This is a genomic window from Streptomyces sp. NPDC050842, from assembly GCF_044456565.1.
In the GTDB taxonomy this organism is placed as follows: Bacteria; Actinomycetota; Actinomycetes; order Streptomycetales; family Streptomycetaceae; genus Streptomyces.
The window spans coordinates 146,824-167,291 of record NZ_JBITGA010000012.1 but is presented as its reverse complement, the minus strand read 5'-3'; the positions used below and the strand labels follow the sequence as shown (position 1 = coordinate 167,291).

General features: G+C 72.6%; 19 protein-coding genes and 3 tRNA genes. 9 read left to right on the top strand and 13 right to left on the bottom strand.

Annotated features, from left to right (window positions below; genetic code table 11):
* Window positions 1–249: 249 nt before the first annotated feature.
* Entirely contained in the window at window positions 250–2,457 is a 2,208-nt protein-coding gene (locus ACIBG6_RS33570; protein ID WP_399226488.1) for an elongation factor G-like protein EF-G2, read from the top strand.
* 175 nt (window positions 2,458–2,632) lie between these two features.
* Entirely contained in the window at window positions 2,633–4,288 is a 1,656-nt protein-coding gene (locus tag ACIBG6_RS33565; RefSeq protein WP_399226486.1) for a hypothetical protein, read from the top strand.
* 65 nt (window positions 4,289–4,353) lie between these two features.
* Here ACIBG6_RS33565 and ACIBG6_RS33560 read toward each other — a convergent pair whose 3' ends face one another.
* Complete coding sequence (locus ACIBG6_RS33560) at window positions 4,354–4,917, bottom strand: HIT domain-containing protein (RefSeq protein ID WP_317593810.1); 564 nt, start codon at window positions 4,915–4,917, stop codon at window positions 4,354–4,356.
* A 65-nt stretch (window positions 4,918–4,982) separates the two neighbouring features.
* On the opposite strand from ACIBG6_RS33560, the gene ACIBG6_RS33555 reads away from it, so the two are divergent.
* Complete coding sequence (locus ACIBG6_RS33555) at window positions 4,983–5,669, top strand: potassium channel family protein (protein WP_399226485.1); 687 nt, start codon at window positions 4,983–4,985, stop codon at window positions 5,667–5,669.
* Window positions 5,670–5,684: 15 nt separating this feature from the next.
* Here the strand turns inward: ACIBG6_RS33555 and thrS are convergent, their stop codons facing one another.
* The 3 genes from thrS to ACIBG6_RS33540 form a co-directional block, all read right to left on the bottom strand.
* Window positions 5,685–7,661, bottom strand: a complete 1,977-nt coding sequence (thrS, locus tag ACIBG6_RS33550; RefSeq protein ID WP_399226484.1) for a threonine--tRNA ligase — start codon at window positions 7,659–7,661, stop codon at window positions 5,685–5,687.
* 158 nt (window positions 7,662–7,819) lie between these two features.
* Window positions 7,820–9,160, bottom strand: coding sequence for a hypothetical protein (locus ACIBG6_RS33545; RefSeq protein ID WP_399226483.1), 1,341 nt, complete (start codon window positions 9,158–9,160; stop codon window positions 7,820–7,822).
* Window positions 9,160–9,735 (bottom strand): DUF4365 domain-containing protein, encoded by a 576-nt coding sequence (locus tag ACIBG6_RS33540; RefSeq protein WP_399226482.1) that lies wholly within the window; start codon window positions 9,733–9,735, stop codon window positions 9,160–9,162. The genes ACIBG6_RS33545 and ACIBG6_RS33540 overlap by 1 nt, the downstream gene beginning before the upstream one ends.
* Window positions 9,736–9,855: 120 nt before the next feature.
* On the opposite strand from ACIBG6_RS33540, the gene ACIBG6_RS33535 reads away from it, so the two are divergent.
* Window positions 9,856–10,584 (top strand): 3'-5' exonuclease, encoded by a 729-nt coding sequence (locus tag ACIBG6_RS33535; RefSeq protein ID WP_399226480.1) that lies wholly within the window; start codon window positions 9,856–9,858, stop codon window positions 10,582–10,584.
* A 60-nt stretch (window positions 10,585–10,644) separates the two neighbouring features.
* Here ACIBG6_RS33535 and ACIBG6_RS33530 read toward each other — a convergent pair.
* Window positions 10,645–10,716, bottom strand: a tRNA-Val gene (locus ACIBG6_RS33530).
* A 73-nt stretch (window positions 10,717–10,789) separates the two neighbouring features.
* The gene (locus tag ACIBG6_RS33525; protein ID WP_399226479.1) at window positions 10,790–11,251 is read right to left on the bottom strand and encodes an SRPBCC family protein; all 462 of its coding nucleotides are present in this window, start codon (window positions 11,249–11,251) and stop codon (window positions 10,790–10,792) included.
* Window positions 11,252–11,333: 82 nt separating this feature from the next.
* Here ACIBG6_RS33525 and ACIBG6_RS33520 point away from each other — a divergent pair, with 82 nt between their 5' ends.
* On the top strand, window positions 11,334–13,892 hold the full coding sequence (locus ACIBG6_RS33520) for an SCO7613 C-terminal domain-containing membrane protein (protein ID WP_399226478.1): 2,559 nt from the start codon (window positions 11,334–11,336) through the stop codon (window positions 13,890–13,892).
* Window positions 13,893–13,989: 97 nt separating this feature from the next.
* On the opposite strand, the gene ACIBG6_RS33515 is transcribed toward ACIBG6_RS33520, so the two are convergent.
* Together ACIBG6_RS33515 and ACIBG6_RS33510 are read right to left on the bottom strand one after the other, a co-directional pair.
* Window positions 13,990–14,064 (bottom strand) — tRNA-Val (locus ACIBG6_RS33515).
* A 54-nt stretch (window positions 14,065–14,118) separates the two neighbouring features.
* Complete coding sequence (locus ACIBG6_RS33510) at window positions 14,119–14,541, bottom strand: TIGR02611 family protein (RefSeq protein WP_399226477.1); 423 nt, start codon at window positions 14,539–14,541, stop codon at window positions 14,119–14,121.
* Window positions 14,542–14,731: 190 nt separating this feature from the next.
* Here ACIBG6_RS33510 and ACIBG6_RS33505 point away from each other — a divergent pair, with 190 nt between their 5' ends.
* Together ACIBG6_RS33505 and ACIBG6_RS33500 are read left to right on the top strand one after the other, a co-directional pair.
* Complete coding sequence (locus ACIBG6_RS33505; protein WP_015032345.1) at window positions 14,732–15,145, top strand: SsgA family sporulation/cell division regulator; 414 nt, start codon at window positions 14,732–14,734, stop codon at window positions 15,143–15,145.
* Window positions 15,146–15,336: 191 nt separating this feature from the next.
* Window positions 15,337–15,894, top strand: a complete 558-nt coding sequence (locus tag ACIBG6_RS33500) for a CGNR zinc finger domain-containing protein (RefSeq protein ID WP_399226476.1) — start codon at window positions 15,337–15,339, stop codon at window positions 15,892–15,894.
* Window positions 15,895–15,937: 43 nt separating this feature from the next.
* Here ACIBG6_RS33500 and ACIBG6_RS33495 read toward each other — a convergent pair whose 3' ends face one another.
* Both ACIBG6_RS33495 and ACIBG6_RS33490 read right to left on the bottom strand, forming a co-directional pair.
* Window positions 15,938–16,120 carry a hypothetical protein gene (locus ACIBG6_RS33495; protein WP_329624481.1) on the bottom strand — a complete coding sequence of 61 codons (183 nt, stop codon included), beginning with the start codon at window positions 16,118–16,120 and terminating at the stop codon, window positions 15,938–15,940.
* Window positions 16,121–16,231: 111 nt separating this feature from the next.
* Window positions 16,232–16,645: a hypothetical protein gene (locus ACIBG6_RS33490; RefSeq protein WP_399226475.1), complete on the bottom strand. Its 414-nt coding sequence runs from the start codon at window positions 16,643–16,645 to the stop codon at window positions 16,232–16,234.
* Between the two features lie 147 nt (window positions 16,646–16,792).
* Here ACIBG6_RS33490 and ACIBG6_RS33485 point away from each other — a divergent pair, with 147 nt between their 5' ends.
* Window positions 16,793–17,308: a DsbA family protein gene (locus ACIBG6_RS33485; RefSeq protein WP_329624479.1), complete on the top strand. Its 516-nt coding sequence runs from the start codon at window positions 16,793–16,795 to the stop codon at window positions 17,306–17,308.
* 6 nt (window positions 17,309–17,314) lie between these two features.
* On the opposite strand, the gene ACIBG6_RS33480 is transcribed toward ACIBG6_RS33485, so the two are convergent.
* From ACIBG6_RS33480 to ACIBG6_RS33470, 3 genes are all read right to left on the bottom strand, one after another.
* Window positions 17,315–18,154, bottom strand: a complete 840-nt coding sequence (locus ACIBG6_RS33480) for a GNAT family N-acetyltransferase (protein WP_399226611.1) — start codon at window positions 18,152–18,154, stop codon at window positions 17,315–17,317.
* An 84-nt stretch (window positions 18,155–18,238) separates the two neighbouring features.
* Window positions 18,239–19,069 (bottom strand): aminotransferase class IV, encoded by an 831-nt coding sequence (locus tag ACIBG6_RS33475; protein WP_399226474.1) that lies wholly within the window; start codon window positions 19,067–19,069, stop codon window positions 18,239–18,241.
* A complete protein-coding gene (locus ACIBG6_RS33470; protein WP_399226473.1) occupies window positions 19,066–20,133 on the bottom strand; it encodes a chorismate-binding protein in 1,068 nt (355 codons plus the stop codon). The genes ACIBG6_RS33475 and ACIBG6_RS33470 overlap by 4 nt, the downstream gene beginning before the upstream one ends.
* 244 nt (window positions 20,134–20,377) lie before the next feature.
* Here ACIBG6_RS33470 and ACIBG6_RS33465 point away from each other — a divergent pair.
* A tRNA-Gly gene (locus ACIBG6_RS33465) sits at window positions 20,378–20,450 on the top strand.
* Window positions 20,451–20,468: the final 18 nt, after the last annotated feature.

Genomic DNA, 20,468 nt, shown 5'->3' with positions numbered 1-20,468 from the left:
GGCCCCTATGACCACCGGCTCACCCATCGTAGCCACGCGCGCGACGCCGACGCGGCGGGCACCCGTCCCCGCCGCGTCGGCGTCCCCGCGCGGGTCCGTGCGTGTACGACGTATGGACGCTTCCCGAAGCCGGTGCAAAGCTCGAAGGACCACCGCGGGCACGCGCAGGAGCCGCACCGCGACACGCCACTCCCCCGCGGCACCCCTCGCGTACCACCGCTCCATGCGAGCAGTCGGGAGGAACACATCATGGGTGACAAGGCGAACACGGCCGCCGGAGCCGCCGGCAGGGCTTTGACGGCCGACCGGCCCGCGTCCGTACGGAACGTGGTGCTGGTCGGCCACAGCGGATCGGGCAAGACGACCCTCGTCGAGGCGCTCGCCCAGGCCGCCGGGGCGGTCAACCGGGCGGGGCGCGTCGAGGACGGCGGGACGGTCTCCGACTACGACGAGATCGAGCACCGCCAGCAGCGCTCCGTACAGCTCTCCCTCGTCCCGGTCGGCTGGGACGGGTTCAAGATCAATCTCCTCGACACACCCGGGTACGCCGACTTCGTCGGGGAGCTGAGGGCCGGTCTGCGGGCGGCGGACGCGGCCCTCTTCGTCGTCTCGGCCGCGCAGGAGGCCGATGCCGTCGCCGCCTCCACCCGCATGGTCTGGGAGGAGTGCGCCGCCGTCGGCATGCCCCGCGCCATCGTCGTCACCCACCTCGACACCGCCCGCACCGACTTCACCGAGCTCACCGCCGTCTGCGCCGACCTCTTCGGGCACGACGACCCGGACGCCGTCCTCCCCCTCTACCTGCCGGTGCGCGGCACCGAGGGCGCCGACGGGCACGCGCCCGCCACGGGACTCGTCGGTCTGCTCTCGGAGCGGATCCTCGACTACTCGACGGGCGTACGACGCGAGGAGGCGCCCGACGAGGGCCAGCGGGAGCTGATCGCGGAGGCCCGCGCCCGGCTCATCGAGGGGATCATCGCGGAGAGCGAGGACGAGACCCTCATGGACCGCTATCTCGGCGGCGAGGAGATCGACCTGAAGACGCTCGTCGACGACCTGGAGAAGGCCGTCGCCCGGGGCGGCTTCCACCCGGTCCTCGCGGCCGCCCCCGCCGTCGACGGCGGGACGCAGGGCCTCGGCACCCTCGAACTCCTGGAGCTGATCACCGGCGGCTTCCCCTCCCCCCTGGAGCACGAGCCGCCCGCCGTCACCACGCCCGACGGGCAGCCCCGGCCACCGGTCACCTGCGACCCCGACGGCCCGCTGGTCGCCGAGGTCGTCAAGACCGCCGCCGACCCGTACGTCGGCCGGATCTCCCTGGTGCGGGTCTTCTCCGGGACGCTGCGACCCGACGAGACGGTGCACGTCTCCGGCCACGGCATGGCCGACCGGGGGCACGAGGACCACGACGTCGACGAGCGGATCGGCGGGCTCACCTCCCCCTTCGGCAAGCAGCAGCGGCCCATGGCGCACTGCATCGCCGGGGACCTCGCCAGTGTCGCGCGGCTCGGCCGCGCCGAGACCGGCGACACGATCTCCGCGAAGGACGACCCGCTCCTGATGGAGCCGTGGAGCATGCCGGAGCCCCTGCTGCCGCTCGCCGTCGAGGCGCACAGCAAGGCCGACGAGGACAAGCTCTCGCAGGGCCTGGCCCGACTGGTCGCCGAGGACCCGACCATGCGCCTCGAACAGAACCAGGACACCCGCCAGGTGGTGCTGTGGTGCCTGGGCGAGGCCCACCAGGACGTCGTCCTGGAACGGCTCCAGGGGCGGTACGGGGTCCGGGTCGACGCCGTGCCCTACAAGGTGTCGCTGCGCGAGACCTTCGGCGGCGCGTCGGCGGGCCGGGGCAGGCACGTCAAGCAGTCCGGCGGCCACGGCCAGTTCGCGATCTGCGAGCTCGACGTGGAGCCGCTGCCGGCGGGCAGCGGCATCGAGTTCGTCGACAAGGTGGTCGGCGGAGCGGTCCCGCGCCAGTTCATCGCCTCCGTCGAGAAGGGGGTACGGGCCCAGGCCGCCCGGGGCGTCGCCGCCGGCTACCCGCTCGTCGACGTCCGGATCACCCTGCGGGACGGCAAGGCCCACTCGGTCGACTCCTCCGACGCCGCCTTCCAGACGGCTGGGGCGCTCGCGCTGCGCGAGGCGGCCGCCGGGGTCCCCGTCCATCTCCTGGAGCCGGTCGCCGAGGTCCAGGTAATCGTCCCCGACGAGTACGTCGGCCCGGTCATGGGCGATCTGTCGGGGCGGCGCGGCCGGGTCGTCGGCACCGAGCAGGCGGGGCCGGGACGGACCCTGGTCAGGGCGGAGGTGCCGGAGATCGAGATCGGCCGGTACGCGATCGACCTGCGCTCCGTCTCGCACGGCACGGGCCGCTTCGACCGTGCCTACGCCCGGCACGAAGCGATGCCTCCGCACCTCGCGGACAGGATCCGCGAACAGGCCGAGAAGGGAGCCTAGTTGACGGAGCGACAGCAGTGGACGTCCGCCCTGCGCGCGCCGGGCGGACGGCATTCGGCCGTCGATATCCACAGGCCGTGACGCATCGGGCAGTACCCGGTTACGCTGTGGTGCCCAGCTCAGAAGGTGTGCGGGGCGCGGCAGTTGGGAACAGCCCGCACAGGTGATCGCGGCGATGGGGGCGGCAGTGGCTTTCGACGGATTCGGACCCGGGGCTCAGGTCCCCCTCATGGGCTCGGACGGGCAGACCGGGGCGACCCACGCCCTCGCCTCGGCCGCGTACCGGGACAGCCCGCTCAAGACGATCCAGGAGGCGGACAACGACCTCTACAAGACGACGGTCAAAGAGGGGAGATGGGGGCTCTTCCGCCCCGACCTCGGCGAGGCCTTCTCCCGCGCCGTCCAGGTCCGTGTGCTCGGCGGCGCCCGCAAGGCCCTCATCCAGTCCTTCGGCGCCGACCCCCAGCCGGTCGTCGAGCACTGCCTCGCCGCCACGCACATCCGCCGACAGCGCGACATCAAGCTGACCCTGGTCACCTTCGTCTGCGGGGTGCTCTTCCTGCCCGGTCTGCTGTTGTGGCTCGGCGTCATCCAGCTCCGCCGCCTCTCCGCCGGCTCCGAGAACAGGCGCGCTGGCGCCGCCGGCACCGCCCTCCTGGTCGCGGCCGGTGTCGTCGCCGCGATCGTCCTGCTCAAGCTGCCGTTCGACGGGATCCTGCCCAACTACCTTCGCGCGATGATCGTGGCGCCGGTCGTGGGCTGGTTCCTCGCGCGCCGGATCTGCGAGCGGTACGCCGTCGATCTGCGCGAGCGGTGGACGGGCCTGCTCAGCGGCGGCGGTGTGGGCCCCCACGTCCCCAAGTCCGCTCCCCAGGATCCGGGCGAGAAGTCGGCGGAGGAGCTCCGGGTCAATCTGGAGAAGCTCGCCGCCGAACAGCAGTCCAACATCGTCTTCTACGCGGGCGCCAAGGGCGTCCTCGGTCTCGGCACCCGCTGGGGCAGCTGGACGCTCGCCGAGGAGCTCGTCCCCCAGGCAGGCCGGGAGATCCACGCCTTCCGCGCCTGGGACGTCATACGGAAGATCCACGACGAGCTCACGCTCCTGGAGCGCGGCTCCCTCAAGACCGGCTTCCCCAAGCCGACCGTCAAGCACTGGATCGTCTCCCCGGTCGGCGAGGGCGCCGACGAGGTCACCCGCCCCGAGGGCGACAGCATCGTGCACTACCAGGTCAAGCCGCACGAGATACAGCGCATCTGCAACGACCAGCAGTTCGGTGCGGGCAACCGCCACTACCTCGGCGTGCAGTTCGCGCTCTGGGACGGGAACCTGGTCCTCACGATGATGGTGACCGTCACCTCGCTCCACCACACGCTGCGGATCGAGGTCACCGGCCACGCCCTCGGGCCCGTGCACGGCCTCTTCACCACCAAGCCGAAGGCCAAGACCAAGGAGGTCTCCAAGACCGTCCGCTTCTGGGAGACGAGGGAGATCCAACAGGCCCTCCTGGAGACCGACGACATCGTCCGGCTCGCCGTCCGCGCCCCGCTGACCTGGTACCCGCCGGTCCTGGAGTTCCTCGGCGGCAAGATGGTCCTGCCCGAGCCCTTCGGCCTGCGGCACGTCTGGGCCGGCCCGCTCTGGAAGAACCGCTTCATGGCCGACGACGCGATCCGCATGGCGACGCCGGTGCTGCGGGCCGTCCACGCCGCGACCGTCAAGATGCTCGACGACCACGGTGTGGACACGGAGCGCTTCACCAACCGCTCGCTCGTCCTCGGCGGCATGATCCAGGACCCGGGCCCGAAGAAGGCCGACGTCTACGACGCCTGAGCGGGAAGCCTGCGACGGCCCGGGTCACTGGACCCGGGCCGTCGCAGGCGTACGGACGAGACCGATCAGATGGTGGCCGGCCAGGCGTCGGCGAGCATCTTCCGGGTGTCGGCGAGCAGCTGCGGAAGCACCTTGGTGTGCCCGACGACCGGCATGAAGTTGGTGTCGCCGCCCCAGCGCGGCACCACGTGCTGGTGCAGGTGCGCGGCGATCCCGGCGCCGGCCACGGCGCCCTGGTTCATGCCGATGTTGAAGCCGTGCGCACCCGACGCCGTCCGCAGCGCGACCATCGCGCGCTTGGTGAGGTCGGCGAGCTCCGCCGTCTCCGCCACGTCCAGGTCCGTGTAGTCGGCGACGTGCCGGTAGGGGACGACCATGAGGTGGCCGCCGTTGTACGGGTACAGGTTGAGGACCGCGTACACGCTCTCGCCGCGGGCGATCACCAGACCGTCCTCGTCGGACTTCGCCGGGATCGAGCAGAACGGACAGCCGTCGTCGGCCCCCGGCCCGGTCGGCTTGTTCTCGCCCTGGATGTACGCCATCCGGTGAGGCGTCCACAGGCGCTGGAACGCGTCCCGCGTCCCGACTCCGATCTGCTGCTCCGGCTCAGTCGTCATGCTGTGCAGCATATTGCGTCGCCCGTTCGGAACGTGTCGCCGGGGCGGAAGATCCATGCAGACGCCATGCTGATCCGATGCGCGACAGGCCACCGAAACCGCCCCGGCAGGAACGCTGGGACCGCCGTATGGAGACCCCGCTCGCCGTGGCGTCCCTGGCCTATCTGACGGGCTACGCGGTCCGGGTCCTCGGCCACCACGATCTGCCCCAGGTCTGGCTCGACCTCTGCCTCGCCGTCACCCTCGCCTCCTGGGCCGTCTTCATCGCGGACTACGGGGTACGGCTCCGCCTCAGCGGCCTCGGCCCGCTCCGCTTCGTCCGCACCCACCTCCTCGACACGGTGGTCCTGTTGCTGCCCCTGCTGCGGCCGGTGCGGATGGTGACCATCTACGACCGGGTTCAGCGCCGCCAGGAGAAGCCGCGGCTCAGCCTCTACGCGCGGGTGATGGTCTACGCCGGCCTCACCACGACCCTGCTGGGCTTCGCGGGAGCGCTCACCGTCTACCAGTACGAGGTCGACGCCCCGGGCGCCACGATCCGCACCTTCGGCGACGCGGTGTGGTGGGCCTGCGCCACGCTCGCCACGGTCGGGTACGGGGACGTCTCCCCGGTGACCACGGGCGGCCGGGTGACGGCGGTGGGCGTGATGGCCTGCGGGCTCGCCCTGCTCGGCGCGGTGACGGGTTCGTTCTCGTCCTGGCTGATCCAGGCGTTCACGCGGGAGGACGAGAAGAGGCCCCCGGGGGAATCCCCGGGGGCCTGATCACGCGTGCGGCCGTCAGACCTGGACGCGGTCCTCGACGATCTTGGCGATCTTGGCGATGGCCTCGTCGACGGGGATGCCGTTCTCCTGCGAACCGTCGCGGTAGCGGAAGGAGACGGCGCCGGCGGCCATGTCGTCGTCACCCGCGATGATCATGAACGGGACCTTCTGCTTCTGCGCGTTCCGGATCTTCTTCTGCATCCGGTCCGAGGACGAGTCGACGTCCACGCGCAGGCCCTGCTTCTTCGCCTTGGCGGCGAACTCGTGCAGGTAGTCGACGTGGGCGTCGCCGATCGGGATACCGGTCGCCTGCACCGGCGCCAGCCACGGCGGCATCGCACCCGCGTAGTGCTCCAGGAGCACCGCGAAGAAGCGCTCGATGGAACCGAAGAGCGCGCGGTGGATCATGACCGGGCGCTGCTTGGTGCCGTCCGGGGAGGTGTACTCCAGGTCGAAGCGCTCCGGCAGGTTGAAGTCGAGCTGCACGGTCGACATCTGCCAGGTGCGACCGATGGCGTCGCGCGCCTGCACCGAGATCTTCGGGCCGTAGAACGCGGCGCCGCCCGGGTCGGGGGTCAGCGGGAGGCCCTGCTTCTCGGCGACCTGCTGGAGGACCGCGGTGGCCTCCTCCCAGACCTCGTCCGAGCCGACGAACTTCTCCGGGTCCTTGGTGGACAGCTCCAGGTAGAAGTCGTTCAGGCCGTAGTCGCGGAGCAGGTTGAGGACGAAGGTGAGGGTCTTGTCCAGCTCCTCCGCCATCTGCTCGCGGGTGCAGTAGATGTGCGCGTCGTCCTGGGTGAAGCCGCGCGCCCGGGTCAGACCGTGGACGACGCCGGACTTCTCGTACCGGTACACGGTGCCGAACTCGAACAGGCGCAGCGGGAGTTCACGGTACGAACGGCCGCGCGCGTCGAAGATCAGGTTGTGCATCGGGCAGTTCATGGGCTTGAGGTAGTAGTCCACGCCCTCGTCGAGCTGCATGGGGGGGTACATGCCCTCGGCGTACCAGTCCAGGTGGCCCGACTTCTCGAACAGCTTGCCCTTGGTGGCGTGCGGCGAGTAGACGAACTCGTAGCCCTCCTCCTCGTGGCGCTTGCGCGAGTAGTCCTCCATGACCCGGCGGATGATGCCGCCCTTGGGGTGGAAGACCGCGAGGCCGGAGCCGATCTCGTCCGGGACGGAGAAGAGGTCGAGCTCGTTGCCGAGCTTGCGGTGGTCGCGCTTCTCGGCCTCGGCCAGGAAGTCGAGGTGGGCCTTCAGCTCGTCCTTCGACGGCCAGGCGGTGCCGTAGATGCGCTGGAGCATCGGGTTCTTCTCGCTGCCGCGCCAGTAGGCGGCCGCGTTGCGCATGAGCTTGAACGCCGGGATGTTCCGGGTGGTCGGCAGGTGCGGACCGCGGCAGAGGTCCTTCCAGCACAGCTCGCCGGTCTTGGCGTCGAGGTTGTCGTAGATGCTCAGCTCGCCGCCGCCCACCTCGACGTTGGCCCCGTCGTCGGTGGACGCGGCGCCCTTGATGCCGATGAGCTCCAGCTTGTACGGCTCGTCGGCGAGCTCCTCGCGGGCGGCCTCGTCGGTCACCACGCGGCGGGAGAAGCGCTGGCCGCGCTTCTGGATCTCCTGCATCTTCTTCTCGATGACCTTGAGGTCCTCGGGAGTGAAGGGCTTCTCGACGTCGAAGTCGTAGTAGAAGCCGTCCCGGACCGGCGGGCCGATGCCCAGCTTGGCCTCGGGGAAGAGCTCCTGCACGGCCTGGGCCATGACGTGGGCGGTGGAGTGGCGCAGGATGTCGAGACCGTCCGGGGAGGAGATCTCGACGCCCTCGACGACATCGCCCTCGGCGAGCTCGTACGAGAGGTCCTTCAGCTCGCCGCCCACGCGGGCGGCGATCACGGTGCGGTCGTCGGCGAAGAGGGCACCGGCGGTGGTGCCCGCGCTCACCGCCCTCTCCTCTGCCTCCGAGGCGGACTGGACGGTCACACGGACTTCAGACACTGGTGTTCTTCTTCCTTCGGGGCGCAGGCAGGCACGAGGTGCCGGCGCCGACGGTGCGCGACAGAGACGAGGTGCCGCATCACGCCGATCCTACCGAGCCGACCGGCCCGCCCGCGCACCGGTTTCTCCCGCCCCGAGTCCTACCGTCGCCCCACGCGTCACGCCTCGTCCGGGCCGCACGCCTCCTCGAAGAAGTCGAGGTTCTCGTGGAGCGACTTCATCAGCCGGTCCCGTTCCGCCTCGTCGACCTGGACGGGGACGACCCCGGAGGCGTCGGTGAGGCGCCGGAAGCCGCCCCTGCTCTCCAGGCGGCCCACGACGCTGATCGGCAGCCCGACGAGATGGGCGTGGACGGCGGTGCGGTACGCCTCTTCCCCGAGGGTGACACGGACGTGCGGGACCTCCGCCCCGCCGAGCACGCGCAGCCGGACGGTGCCGTCGCCGCGCGCCCCCGAGCGGCGCATCCGGACGACGGCCCCGGTGATGCGTACCGGCACGGACGGCTCGTCGGTCAGATAGCGGGCGCTCGCCTCGCGCAGGGCGGGCAGGTCGCCGGGCGAGAACTCGACGGGTTCGGGGCGGGCGGCGCACCCCTCGGGCGCTCCGGCGGCCGGGGCCCATTCGAGGGCGACCCTGGCCCCTTCCGTGCCCCGGACCAGGGCGACGAGGGCCTCGGTGAGCTCGCGGCTGACGCCCGCCTCGACGGCGGCGTCGAAGGCCTCCATGCCGCCGGTGGCCCGCTGGTAGTCGGTGGCCTCCCGGGCCGCGTAGAGCGCGTGGTAGAGCCGGACGGCGATGGGCCGGCCCGGTTCGACCGGCAGGAAGGCGGTCAGGCCGCGTCCGCCGGGGGCGGCGCCCACGACGACGGTCTCCAGGGAGGCCTGGGCGGGCCGGCGGTGGCGGGCGCCGTGGTAACCGGCCCGTCCGCGCACGGCGAGGGCGCCCGCGAGGAGCAGCTGCCGGGCGGCCGACCTGAGCTGTTCCTGCACGGTCCACGGGACCGTGCCGGCCGGGCCGGGCGGTACGTCGCGCCACCAGCGGATCTCGTCGCTGGGGACGGAGAGGCCGGTGAGGACCTCGCGCGCGGAGGGCGTGCCGCTGTGGGCGAGGGCGGCGAGCGCCTCGCCGAGCAGGTCCTCGCAGTCGGGGAAGGCCCGGCTCTCCGGGACGAGCAGGCTCGTCCCGCCGCTTCCCGTGGCGCCCGGGCCGCCCGGCGGGGTCCAGCGGCTGTAGCGCCCGGCCGCCCCGCCGCGCCGCCGCCAGCCGTGGCGGGCGAGGAGCGCGCCGAGGACGCGCGGGTCGACCCGCCCGGGGTCGGGCGGTCCCTGCGTGTCGGCCCAGGGCCCCGCGGGCGGTGCGGGGATCCCGGTCCAGGGCCCGGGGGTGTCAGCGGGCGCCGGATGGGGCCGGTAGGGCGGCGGTACGGAGCCGGAACCGCGCCCGTCGCCCTCACCGCCGGCTCCGTACCCGCCGTCGGGGTCGCCGATCGGTCGGTGCATCAAGGTCTCCCTCCCACGCCGACCCGGGTCATGATCTCGCAGAGCGCCCGGTCGTCGAAGATCCGCGTCGTCGGGATGCGCACCGTGGTCCGGCGGCGTCCCGTGACCGGGTGTCCGGCCAGGTTGATCCAGTAGCAGCAGTGCCGCAGGTCGAGCCCGTCGTGGCTCGCCCTCAGCCAGTCCTCCTGCGTTCTCGGGACGATCATCACGACCAGGATCTTGTGCACGGACACGGGCGTCCGGGCGAGCTTCACCAGGTGGTCGTTGTCGAGCGTGAACGAGAACGCGGCGGAGGCGCTTCCCGGCGCGCGCGGCGGTATCTGGTAGGTGCACTTGAGCTGCACCTTGATGGTCACTTCGTCGTCGACGGTGTGTGCGGGAGAGCCGTGGCTGACGTGCCAGTCGATGCCGTTGTCCGGAAAGGGCTGGGACAGTGAACAGCCGGCCGCCGCGGCGACCGCGTGGAGGTAGCCCACCTGGAGGGTCTCCATGCAGGCGGTGGTGGCGAGTGAGCCGCGCGTCGTTGCTGCCCGCTGAGGCGGCAGCCCTCCCGACTCGGGCTGGGCGAGCGCCATGTCGATTTCCTTCCCCGTCCCTGGTGTTGTGACCGGTCCGCGTACGGCGCAAACAGTGCGGGTATCACCGTTTCGGGCAGGGGGTTGGCCATCTGCCGCTGGGGTGCGAGGAGTTCGGGGATGACAACGCACTGGTACGAAGGGCCCCTGGCCGCTTTCGACACGGAGACCACGGGAGTCGACGTCGAGGAGGACCGGATCGTCTCGGCCGCCCTCGTCGTACAGGACACGGTCGGAGCGCGTCCGCGGGTGACGCGCTGGCTGGTGAATCCGGGCATACCCGTGCCGGAGGGGGCCACGGCCGTACACGGACTGACGGACGATCACCTCCAGCGGAACGGCCGGTGGCCGGCTCCGGTGATGGAGGAGCTGGCACGGGCACTCGCCGAGCAGATCGCCTCGGGGCGGCCGCTCGTGGTGATGAACGCACCGTTCGACCTGACGATCCTGGACCGGGAGCTGCGCCGGCACCGGGCGTCGTCGCTGGGGACCTATCTGGCGAGTTCGCCGCTGTGCGTGCTCGACCCGCGGGTCCTGGACAAGCACTTGGACCGCTACCGCAAGGGCCGCCGGACGCTCACCGACCTCTGCGCGCACTACGAGGTGGAGCTGGCCGGTGCGCACGACGCGGCGGCGGACGCGACCGCGTCGCTGGACCTCGTACGGGCTCTGGCGCGGCGCTTCTCGTCCCGCCTCGAACGGCTGACCCCGGCGGAGCTGCACACGCTCCAGGCGGTGTGGCACGCGGCCCAGGCTCGCGGGCTCCAGGCGTGGTTCACGCGGCAGGGGACACCGGAGACGGTGGACCCGGCCTGGCCGCTGCGACCGGAACTGCGCACGGCGGCCTGACGGATGGGGCCACGGAATGACAAAGGCCGGTCCGTCTTTCGACGGACCGGCCTTTCCCGGTGGGCGATACTGGGATCGAACCAGTGACCCCTTCGGTGTGAACGAAGTGCTCTCCCGCTGAGCTAATCGCCCGGGAACGGGTTGAACCATACAGGCCGGTACGGGTTTCGTTCAAACCGCCCACCCGTCACCCGACCACCGCCCCTCATCGACGCTCTTCGAGCGGCCCCTTCATATGGGCGGCGAGTCCACGCCGTCCGCCGCGCATCATCAGGGCGTGATTGGCCCGGAAGACGGGTCGCCCCGGGACGGCGAGGGCCCGCAGGAGCCGGGCGCGGACCTCCACCTCCTGCTCGTACACGGCGCGGGTGCCCACCCCTTCCTCGACGAGAGTCCAGCGGGCCCACCCCTCCAGGTCCCCGCCGAGGCCCACCTCCAGGATCCGGGCGGCGGGGTCGCGGCGCAGGGAGCGGGCGGTGACGACGATCTCGTACGGGAGGAGGGAGCGGAAGCGGGCGGTGCCGGTGGTGTCGTCGAGGGGGACGACCTCGCGGACCTGGGGCCACCAGCGGGGGTACTCCTCGGCGCGTTCGAGCACGGCGTAGACGGCGTCGGGCGGGGCGGCGAGCCGCCAGACGCTCCGGAAGCGGTACCGGCACCAGTCCATGCCTCCAGTCTGAGGTACTCAGGCCGGGATCTGAGTACGGTGACGCATTCCCGTCGCGTGTGGCGGGGGCCACACTCCGGTCATGGACACTTCCCTGCCGCCCGCGGACGAGCTGGTGCTCGTCGACCGCGAGCTGGCGCAACTCGACGCGCGCCGGACCCAGTTGCTGGCCCGCCGGGCCTGGCTGATCCAGGTGCTGTACTCGGCGGTCCCGGCGGCGGCGCCACCGCGGCCGGGGAGCAGGGCGGTCGCGGACTCGACCCCGCGGAGCGCGCAGAACGTGCTGCTGACACTCGGCGGGACGCTCCTGACGATCGCCGCGGTCGCCTTCACCCTGGTGAGCTGGGGCTCGATGGGGATCGGCGGCCGCGCGGCGGTGCTGCTCGTGGTGACCTCGGCGGCCCTGGCCGCGCCGGTGGCGCTGCTGCGGAAGGGTCTGGTCTCGACGGCCGAGTCGGTGGCGGCGCTGGGCCTGGTCCTGATGGTCCTCGACGCGTACGCGCTGCACCGGGTGGCGCTGGCGGAGACGGACGGCCTGGGCTACACGGCGGTGGCGTCCGCGGTCCTCGCGGGGGCGTGGACGGCGTACGGCTCGGCGCTGCCCCGGCTGCGGATCCCGCTGCCGGTGGCCGTCGTCGCGGCCCAGCTGCCGCTGCCGCTGGGCGTGCTCGCGGCCGGGGGCGGGCCGACGGCCTTCGCCTGGGCGGCGCTGGTCACGGTCGCGGCGGACGCGGCGGTGGCGCTGTGGACCCGCCCGGCGGCGGTCCGGATCACGGCGGTCACCGGGGCGACGGCGCTCGGCGGCTGGTCGCTCCTGACGGGCGCGTGGCTCTCCCTGTCCGCGCCGTGGAGCGGCGCGCCGCTCCTCCTGGCGAGCGCGGCACTGACGCTGTACGTGGCCTGGCGTCGGCCTCCGCTCGCGGCGGCGGCCTCGGTGCTCGCGGGCCTGTCGGCGGTGGCGGCCCTCGGCGGCCTCCTCCGAGCGGCGCTCCCGGCGGACTGGACGGTCCCGGGGTACGCACTGTGCGGCCTCGCCCTGGCGTCGCTGTGGCGCGCGGGCGGACCGCGCCTCGGCGCGGACTCCGTGGCGGCGCCCGCGGCGGACGCCGGTGCGACCGGCGCGGGCGCGACGACCGGCGCGGATGCCGCGGTCCGGGCGGACACGCCCGCGTGGCTGCCTCGTGGCGTCCGGCTCGGGCTGGCCGGCGCCGGGGCCGGGGTCATGGCGCTCGGCGCGCTGTGGGCGCTGCCGCCCGCGGCCGTGGGGCTGCTGGGGCCGGTGGCCCGGACGACGGAGGTGTGGTCCGGCGAGCACGCCGAGCGTGCCCTGACCTCGTACCCCGCGACCGCCGTCCTGGTCCTCCTGGTGGCCGCCGCCGCGCTCGCGGCCGTCCCCCGGCTCTGGGCCCGCTGCGGCGTGCTCGCGGTGGTCTGGGCGCTGCTCACGGCCCTGCCCGTCGCCCTGAACCTGCCGTACGCGGCGACGCTGGCCCTCCAGCTCCTCACCACGGCGGCCACCCTCGGGATCGCCGTCCGCCCCGGCCCGCTCCTGCGCGGACTGCGGCGGGCCGAGGCGCCGGTCACGACGGCGCTGCCCCCGCTCCCCGGTCCCGGGGCTCCCTGGGGCACCTGGGCACCCCTGCGGCCCCAGGCGCGGGCGACCGTCCTGGAGCCCCGTACCGCGCTCGGCTGGTGCGCGTACGCCGGCGGGCTCGCGTCCGCCGTGAGCGCGGGCGCGCTGGCGCTGGACGTCCGCGAGGCCACGTTCGCCGCGCTCGGGGTGCTGCTCGGCCTGTTCGCGGGCGTCGCCGTGCTCGGGGAGGGCGCGCGCCGGGCGGTCTCCGCCTGCGTCGCCGTCCTCGCGGCGGCGGGGCTCGTCCTGGCGGTGGCGGCCGCGGCTGGGTTCGAGGACCACTGGACGGCCCTGGCGCTGCTCCTGGTCCCGGCGGCCACCGCGGCGCTCGCCGCCCGGACGCGTACGGGCCCGGTGACCCTGGCGGTCGAGATCACCGGCGCCTCCGTGGGGCTGCTCGCCCTGGGGGTCGCCGCTTCCCGGCCCGCGTTCCTCGCGCTCGCGCTGGCCGTCGGCGGGGTGATCGCGGCGGCGACGGCGGTCCGGCCGGAGCGGCGGCGGTTCGCGTCGTGGGCGGCGGCGGCCCTGTTCCTGCTCGCCACCTGGGTCCGGCTCGCGGTCTCGGACGTGACGACCCCGGAGGCGTACACGCTGCCGGTGACCGTGCCCGCACTGATCGTCGGGTTCCTGCGGCGGCGTCGGGACCCGGAGGCCTCGTCCTGGACGGCGTACGGCCGCGGTCTCGCGGCGACGCTGCTGCCGAGCCTCGTGGCGGCCTGGGTGGACCCGGACTGGGTGCGCCCGCTGCTCCTGGGGGTCGCGGCGCTCGTCGTGACGCTGCTCGGCGCGCGGTTCCGGCTGCAGGCGCTGCTCGTGCTCGGCGGTGGGGTGCTGGCCCTGGACGGGCTGCACGAGCTGGCTCCGTACGTCGTGCAGGCGGTGGGCGCGCTGCCGCGCTGGCTGCCGCCGGCGCTCGCCGGGCTCCTGCTGCTCGCGGTGGGTGCCACGTACGAGCAGCGGCTGCGGGATGCCCGGCGGCTGCGGGAGCGGCTGGCGCGGATGCGGTGACACACCGAGAACGCCGGGAACGCCGGGAACGCCGACAGCCACCGACGAACGCCGAAGGCCCGGAGACGGTGTTCCGTCTCCGGGCCTTCGGGCCGGGTGGTGGGCGATACTGGGTTCGAACCAGTGACCCCTTCGGTGTGAACGAAGTGCTCTCCCACTGAGCTAATCGCCCGGGCGCACCGCAAACATTACCCCATGTCAGCGGGGCTCCCGAACCGCCCGAAGGTCACTCGTCGATCTTCCACGGCATGACGATGCCGAACTTCCAGAGGTAGACGGCGAGCAGGGCGCCGATGATCACCAGGCCGACGGTGGTGAGGATGATGTTCCTGCGACGGACCTTGGGATCGAGGGCGCGCTGGGCGGCCTCGGTGACCTTCCGCTTGGTCCAGCGGAGCACGAGCTGTGCCCAGACGAACTCGGTCGCCCAGATCGCCATGCCGCCGAAGATGACCAGCCAGCCGGGTCCGGGCAGCGGCAGCATGACGACGCCCGCGCCGACCACGGCCAGTCCCACGATGAAGACGCCGACCTGCCAGCTCAGGTGCAGGCCTCGTCGGGACTTGATGAACTCCGGTGCGCGGGATCCCAATTCGGCTTCCTGGCCGGCTGCGGAATCCCCTGTACGCTCGTCACTCTCCGCATTCATACCCCCCAACTTACCGGACGCGAGGGGCCAACCGGTATGGCGGTATTACCCAAAGTTACATACCGCCATCCGAGCTACCTGAACGATCACAAAACCGACAGAGGGGTTTACAACGGCACTGGAGGTGGCATGTCGATTTCGCCGACGTGCGAATCCCCGAGCGCACACTGAGCGAAAGGCCCTGGCGCTTATGAACACCACGGTCAGCTGCGAGCTGCACCTGCGCCTCGTTGTGTCGAGCGAGTCCTCACTGCCTGTACCCGCGGGCCTGCGGTATGACACGGCCGATCCGTATGCCGTGCACGCCACCTTCCACACCGGAGCCGAAGAGACGGTCGAGTGGGTCTTCGCCCGCGACCTTCTCGCCGAGGGGCTGCACCGGCCCACCGGCACGGGCGACGTCCGCGTCTGGCCATCCCGTAGTCACGGCCAGGGAGTCGTCTGCATCGCGTTGAGCTCACCCGAGGGAGAAGCCCTGCTCGAGGCCCCGGCGAGGGCCCTGGAGTCGTTCCTGAAGCGGACCGACGCCGCCGTGCCACCGGGCACCGAGCACCGGCACTTCGATCTCGATACGGAGCTCTCCCACATCCTGGCCGACAGCTGAGCCAGGCCGAGAGCCGCACGGCGCCGTCCGACTCGGGGCGACGGCGCCGCGTGGGCAGTCACATAGGCACGACGACGGCGTTCCCCACCGCGCAGCCGGCGCGGTGGCGGGCGCCGTTGTCCCTTTCCCGGCCGCGCTAGAGTCAGCGCCATTCCGCGGGCGCCCGCCCGCAGCCGGCCAGGGAGCGAATCGTGCTGATCCCCCACGACACCCGGATCGCCCTCGACACCGTCGTCGATCTGATGAACACGGCCCCCCAGGGCGACCGCCCCGACGAGCTCGCGGATCTCGAAGGGCTGCGGACCTTCGTACGGGCGCACAAGATCAGCGACGTGGGCGATCTCGGAGCCGGCGACCTGAAGGCCGTCCGCGACGTCCGCGAGAAGTTCACCGCGGTGTTCTCGGCCCCCGAACCCCGGATCGCGGCCCCGCTGATCAACCAGCTGGTGGCGGCGGCGGGCACCACCCCGCAGCTCACCGACCACGACGGCTACGACCTGCACGTGCACTACTTCGCGCCGGGCGCCTCCGTGGCGGACCATCTCGGCGCCGACTGCGGCATGGCCCTCGCGTTCATCGTGGTGGCGGGCGAGCAGGAGCGGCTGCGCCGCTGCGAGGCACCGGACTGCGGCCGGGCCTTCGTCGACCTGTCCCGCAACCGCTCGCGCCGCTACTGCGACAGCCGCACCTGCGGCAACCGCCTGCACGTGGCCGCGTACCGGGCGCGCCGCAAGGAAGCGGCGGGCTGACAGCCGGACCCGCTCCCCGCGCGCAGGGCGCGGGCGCGAGGCGTCACAGCACGAAGAGGTCGTGCACGGCGGCCGTGAGCAGCAGGCAGCCGATCACCGCGAGGAAGATCATCAGCGGCGGCTGGGAGAGCGCGAACAGACAGCCGCGCGGTTCCTCCGCGGGCATGTCGACGGGTCCGGCGGCATCGGGGGCGGCGGGGACGGGCTCCCGCGAGGTATCCAGCATCTCGGGGGGATGATGACGCACGCCACGCCCGGGAAATCCCGAAACACGCCTCACCGCAAAGGCTGTTCACCCCTTCCCGTGGATCACGGGAACGGGAATCGCCAGAAGTGATCAGATTCCGTGCTTCTTCAGAATCGCCTCGATGTCGCTGAAGTCCTCTCCGGCGGACTGGCCGGTCTGCGGCTTCGGCGCCACGGCGCGCGAGGGCGAGGAAGCGGCCGGGGCCACGGCACGCGGCTCCGCTCCCCCGGTGGTCTCCTTACGCCCGCCCCGACGCCGCTCGATGGCCCGCGTGGACGAGAAGAGCAGCCAGGCGGCACCGAGCACGCCGAATCCCGCCCAGGCCACCGGGCTGAAGGCCGTGTCGGCGAGCCATTCCACGGCACCGGTCATCACGAGCCCCAGCGGAACCAGCGAATAGGCGACGATCCTGGCGGCGGACAGGAAGCGCTTCCGGTACGCCGTGACCCCGGCGATGCCCAGGCCCGCCACGGCCGCCGCGGAGCAAATGGTCTCGGCGATCATGCGATCCTCCAGGTCCGGGTGATACGTCCCTTCCATCCTGCACCGCCGAGGGCGCCCGGGGCCACGCCCCGGGGTCGTTCTCAGGGAGATCTCGGGGTCGCGGCGGCCGGATCTCCTCCCCAGGGGGCGGTGAGGGACACTGCTGCCATGAACGACTCCACCACCGCACCCGCCTCCCCCGTCGTCCTGGAGGCCTGGTTCGACCTCCAATGCCCCGACTGCTTCGTGGCCCTCGACGACGTCCGCGCGCTGCGCGAGACGTACGGCGACCGCCTCGACGTACAGCTGCGCCACTTCCCGCTGGCGAAGCACAAGCACGCCTACGCCGCCGCCCAGGCCGCCGAGGAGGCCGTCGAGCAGGGCAAGGGCTGGCCGTACGTGGAGGCGCTGCTGGCCAGGACCGCCGACCTCGGCGACCGGGGGGAGCCGGTCCTCCTGGAGGTGGCGACCGAACTGGGGCTGGACGCCGAGGAGTTCGACACCGCCCTGATCGACGGCCGGCACCTGCTGACCGTCGACGCGGACGAGGCCGAGGGCAAGGCGATCAAGGTCACCGGCACTCCGACGTACGTGATCGGCGGCGAGCGCCTCGACGGCGGCCAGAGCCAGGACGGCCTGCGGCAGCGCATCGAGGAGATCGCCGACCGCCTCCTGAAGGGCTGACCACCCCTACAGAAGCGCCTTGGCGCTGTTCACGTAGGTGGTGCGGTAGCCGAGGGACTCGTAGAGCCGGATGGCCGGGGTGTTGCCCGCGAAGACGTGGAGTCCGAACAGTTCCTCCCCGGCCTCCCGCGCGACCCGCTCGGCGAGCAGCATGAGGGCCCGGCCGTAGCCGCGCCCGCGCTGCTCCTCCGCGACCTCGATGTCGTACACGAAAGCGGCCCACCGTCCCGGTTCGAGCTCGATGCGGCCGGTCCACAGGAAGCCGGCGGGCCGCCCGTCCCGGACGACCACGTGGATCGCGATGCCGGGGGTGGCCAGGCCCTGCGGGAGGTACCGGCGGTGGCTGTCGTCGGCCTTGGCGCGGGCCTGGTCCTCAGGGACTCCGCGGTCGATCCAACTCTGCGCGAAGCCCTCCTTGGCCCGCGCCTCCCACTCGGTGAACTCGCTCCCGGTCATGGGCCTGACCTCGACACCGTCCGGCAGGGCCGGCGGCTCGGCGGCCAGTTCCTTGACCATGTTCCGGCTGCGCTCGCCGTAGCCCAGCGAGCGGGCCATCCGCAGCGCCGCCTCCGCGTCGGCGGGCACCGATATCTGCACCTCGGCGCAGCCCCAGCTCCGCAGCACCTCCTCGGAGGCGAGCGCGGCGACCGTGCCGCGGCCCCGCCGCCGGTCCGGCTCGTCGACCCGGAGTCCCTGGATCACGCCCGAGGCGGCGCCGAAGCCGGGATCGGTCGAGAGATGGACGGAGCCGACGCGGCGACTGTTCACGCACACGTCGTAGGTACGGGATCGGCCGCCGTCAGGCGTCTGCTGAAGCGGCCCGGCCGGCCGCAGGGTGGTGGTCATCATGGGTGTTCTACCCACCCCCGGGCCGTCCGTCATCCCGATTTACGCGCGACCGTTCACGCGAGGGGGCCGGCTGGAGGCGGTTCAGGCGAGGCGCGGGTCCCGGTCCTGGGCCGCGCGCTCGTCGAAGATCCGCATGGCCTTGGCGGTGACCGGCCCCGGGGCGCCGGTGAGCACACGGCCGTCGACGCGGTGCACGGCCTGGACGTCGCGGAGGGTCGAGGTCAGGAAGATCTCCTCGGCGCTCTCCAGCACGTCCAGCGGCAGATCGGTCTCCTCGGCGCTGGTCCACTCCACGGCGAGGGCCCGGGTGATGCCCGCCAGGCAGCCGGAGGCGACGGGCGGGGTGTGGATCGCGCCGTCGAGCACGACGAAGACATTGGAGCCGGTGCCCTCGCAGAGCCGCCCCAGGGTGTTGGCGAAGAGCGCCTCGGAGGCGCCCTGCTCGCGCGCCCTGGCGAGGGCGACGACGTTCTCCGCGTACGAGGTGGTCTTCAGGCCGGCGAGGGCGCTGCGCTCGTTACGGGTCCAGGGCACGGTGATCACCGCGGTGGAGTCGGCGCGGCGGGCGGTCTCGCCGAGGCCGACGACGAGGCTGCCGCCGGCGTCGCCGCGCTCCGAGCCGAGCGGCGAGAGACCGCCGGTGTACGTGATCCGCAGCCGGCCGAGCTCCATCGGGTTGGCGGCGAGGACGGCGGCGCAGGCGCGGCGGACCTCGTCGAGGTCCGGGTCGGGCAGGCCCAGACCGCGGGCGGAGCGGGTGAGTCGGTCCAGGTGGAGGGTGAGGGCAAACGTTTCTCCCCGCTCGGCCTTGACCGTCTCGAAGACGCCGTCGCCGACGGTCAGCCCGTGGTCCAGGACGGAGACCAGGGCGGTCTCCGCGTCGTGCAGCCCGCCGTTGACCCAGAGTTTCATCGAGAGATGGCCTTTCCGCTCGCCTCGTAGGCGTCCGACTCGTAGGCGCCCGACGCTATCGCGACCAGCCGGGACGCCTTCAGCTCGGTCTCCTCCCACTCGCGCTCCGGGTCCGAACCCCAGGTGATCCCGGCACCGGTGCCGAAGCGGAGCACGCCCTCGGGACGGTCGATCCAGAAGGTGCGTATGCCGACGGCCAGCTCTGCGGTGTCCGCGTCTGCGTCGACCCAGCCGATGCCTCCGCAGTACGGGCCGCGGGGGGCGGTCTCCAGGGCCTCGATGATCCGCAGGGCGCTGGACTTGGGCGCGCCGGTGACGGAGCCGGGCGGGAAGGTCGCGTCGAGGAGCTCGGGCCAGCCCGCGTCCTCGCGCAGGAGGCCGGTGACGGTGGAGACGAGATGGACGAGGCCGGGGTGCTCCTCGATCGCGCAGAGCGCGGGAACGGCGACGGTGCCGGTCGCGCTGACGCGTCCCAGGTCGTTGCGGACCAGGTCGACGATCATCACGTTCTCGGCGTGGTCCTTGGGGAGGAGGTCGGCGGCGGTGCGGCCGGTGCCCTTGATGGGGCCCGAGGTGATCAGGGCCCCTTCGCGACGGAGGTAGAGCTCGGGGGAAGCGGTGGCGATCTCCACACCGTGGGCGGGGAGGCGGATCGTTCCGGCGTAGGGCGCGGGGTTGCCCCGGGCGAGCAGCGCGGTCAGGGCGTCGACGTCGGCGGCTGCCGGGTCCGGCAGCGGCGCGGTCAGCACCCGGCAGAGGTTCGCCTGGTAGACCTCGCCGCGCGCGATGTGTTCGCGCACGCGCCGGACGCCCGCGGTGTACGCGGCGCGGTCGAGCGAGGACGTCCAGTCACCGGCCCCCGGTCCCCGCCACGCTCCCGGCACGGGCGTGGGCACCGGGTCGGGCCGCACGTCGCCGAAGCGGGCGCAGGTCAGACGGCCTTCGAAGTCCGCACAGACGGCCCAGAAGCCGGTGGAGTCCAGGGCCTCGGGGTCATGGGTGACGTCCCGGAGATCGGTCGCGACGAGGCCGCCGAAGCGGGCCAGAGGAGCAAAGTCGTGCACGCATCGAGTCTAGGTCGGGTGGACGGGGTCCCCGGGTTCGTGTGTGCGGGGTCGCGTGGGCGGGGGCTGCGCGCGACTCGGGCGACACGGCGAGTGAACGCCACGCGACCCTCCGGGGCGCCGTGGCGGGCACCCCGATCGGCGCGCAGGTCAGCACGCTGCGGAAACGCGTTTTTGTACTGGCCCAGGAATCCGCTAGAGTTCAACACGTCGCCGGGACGCGCAAGCGGAACGGAAACGACAAGCGGACGTGGCTCAGTTGGTAGAGCATCACCTTGCCAAGGTGAGGGTCGCGAGTTCGAATCTCGTCGTCCGCTCGATGTGGGGGATCTTCC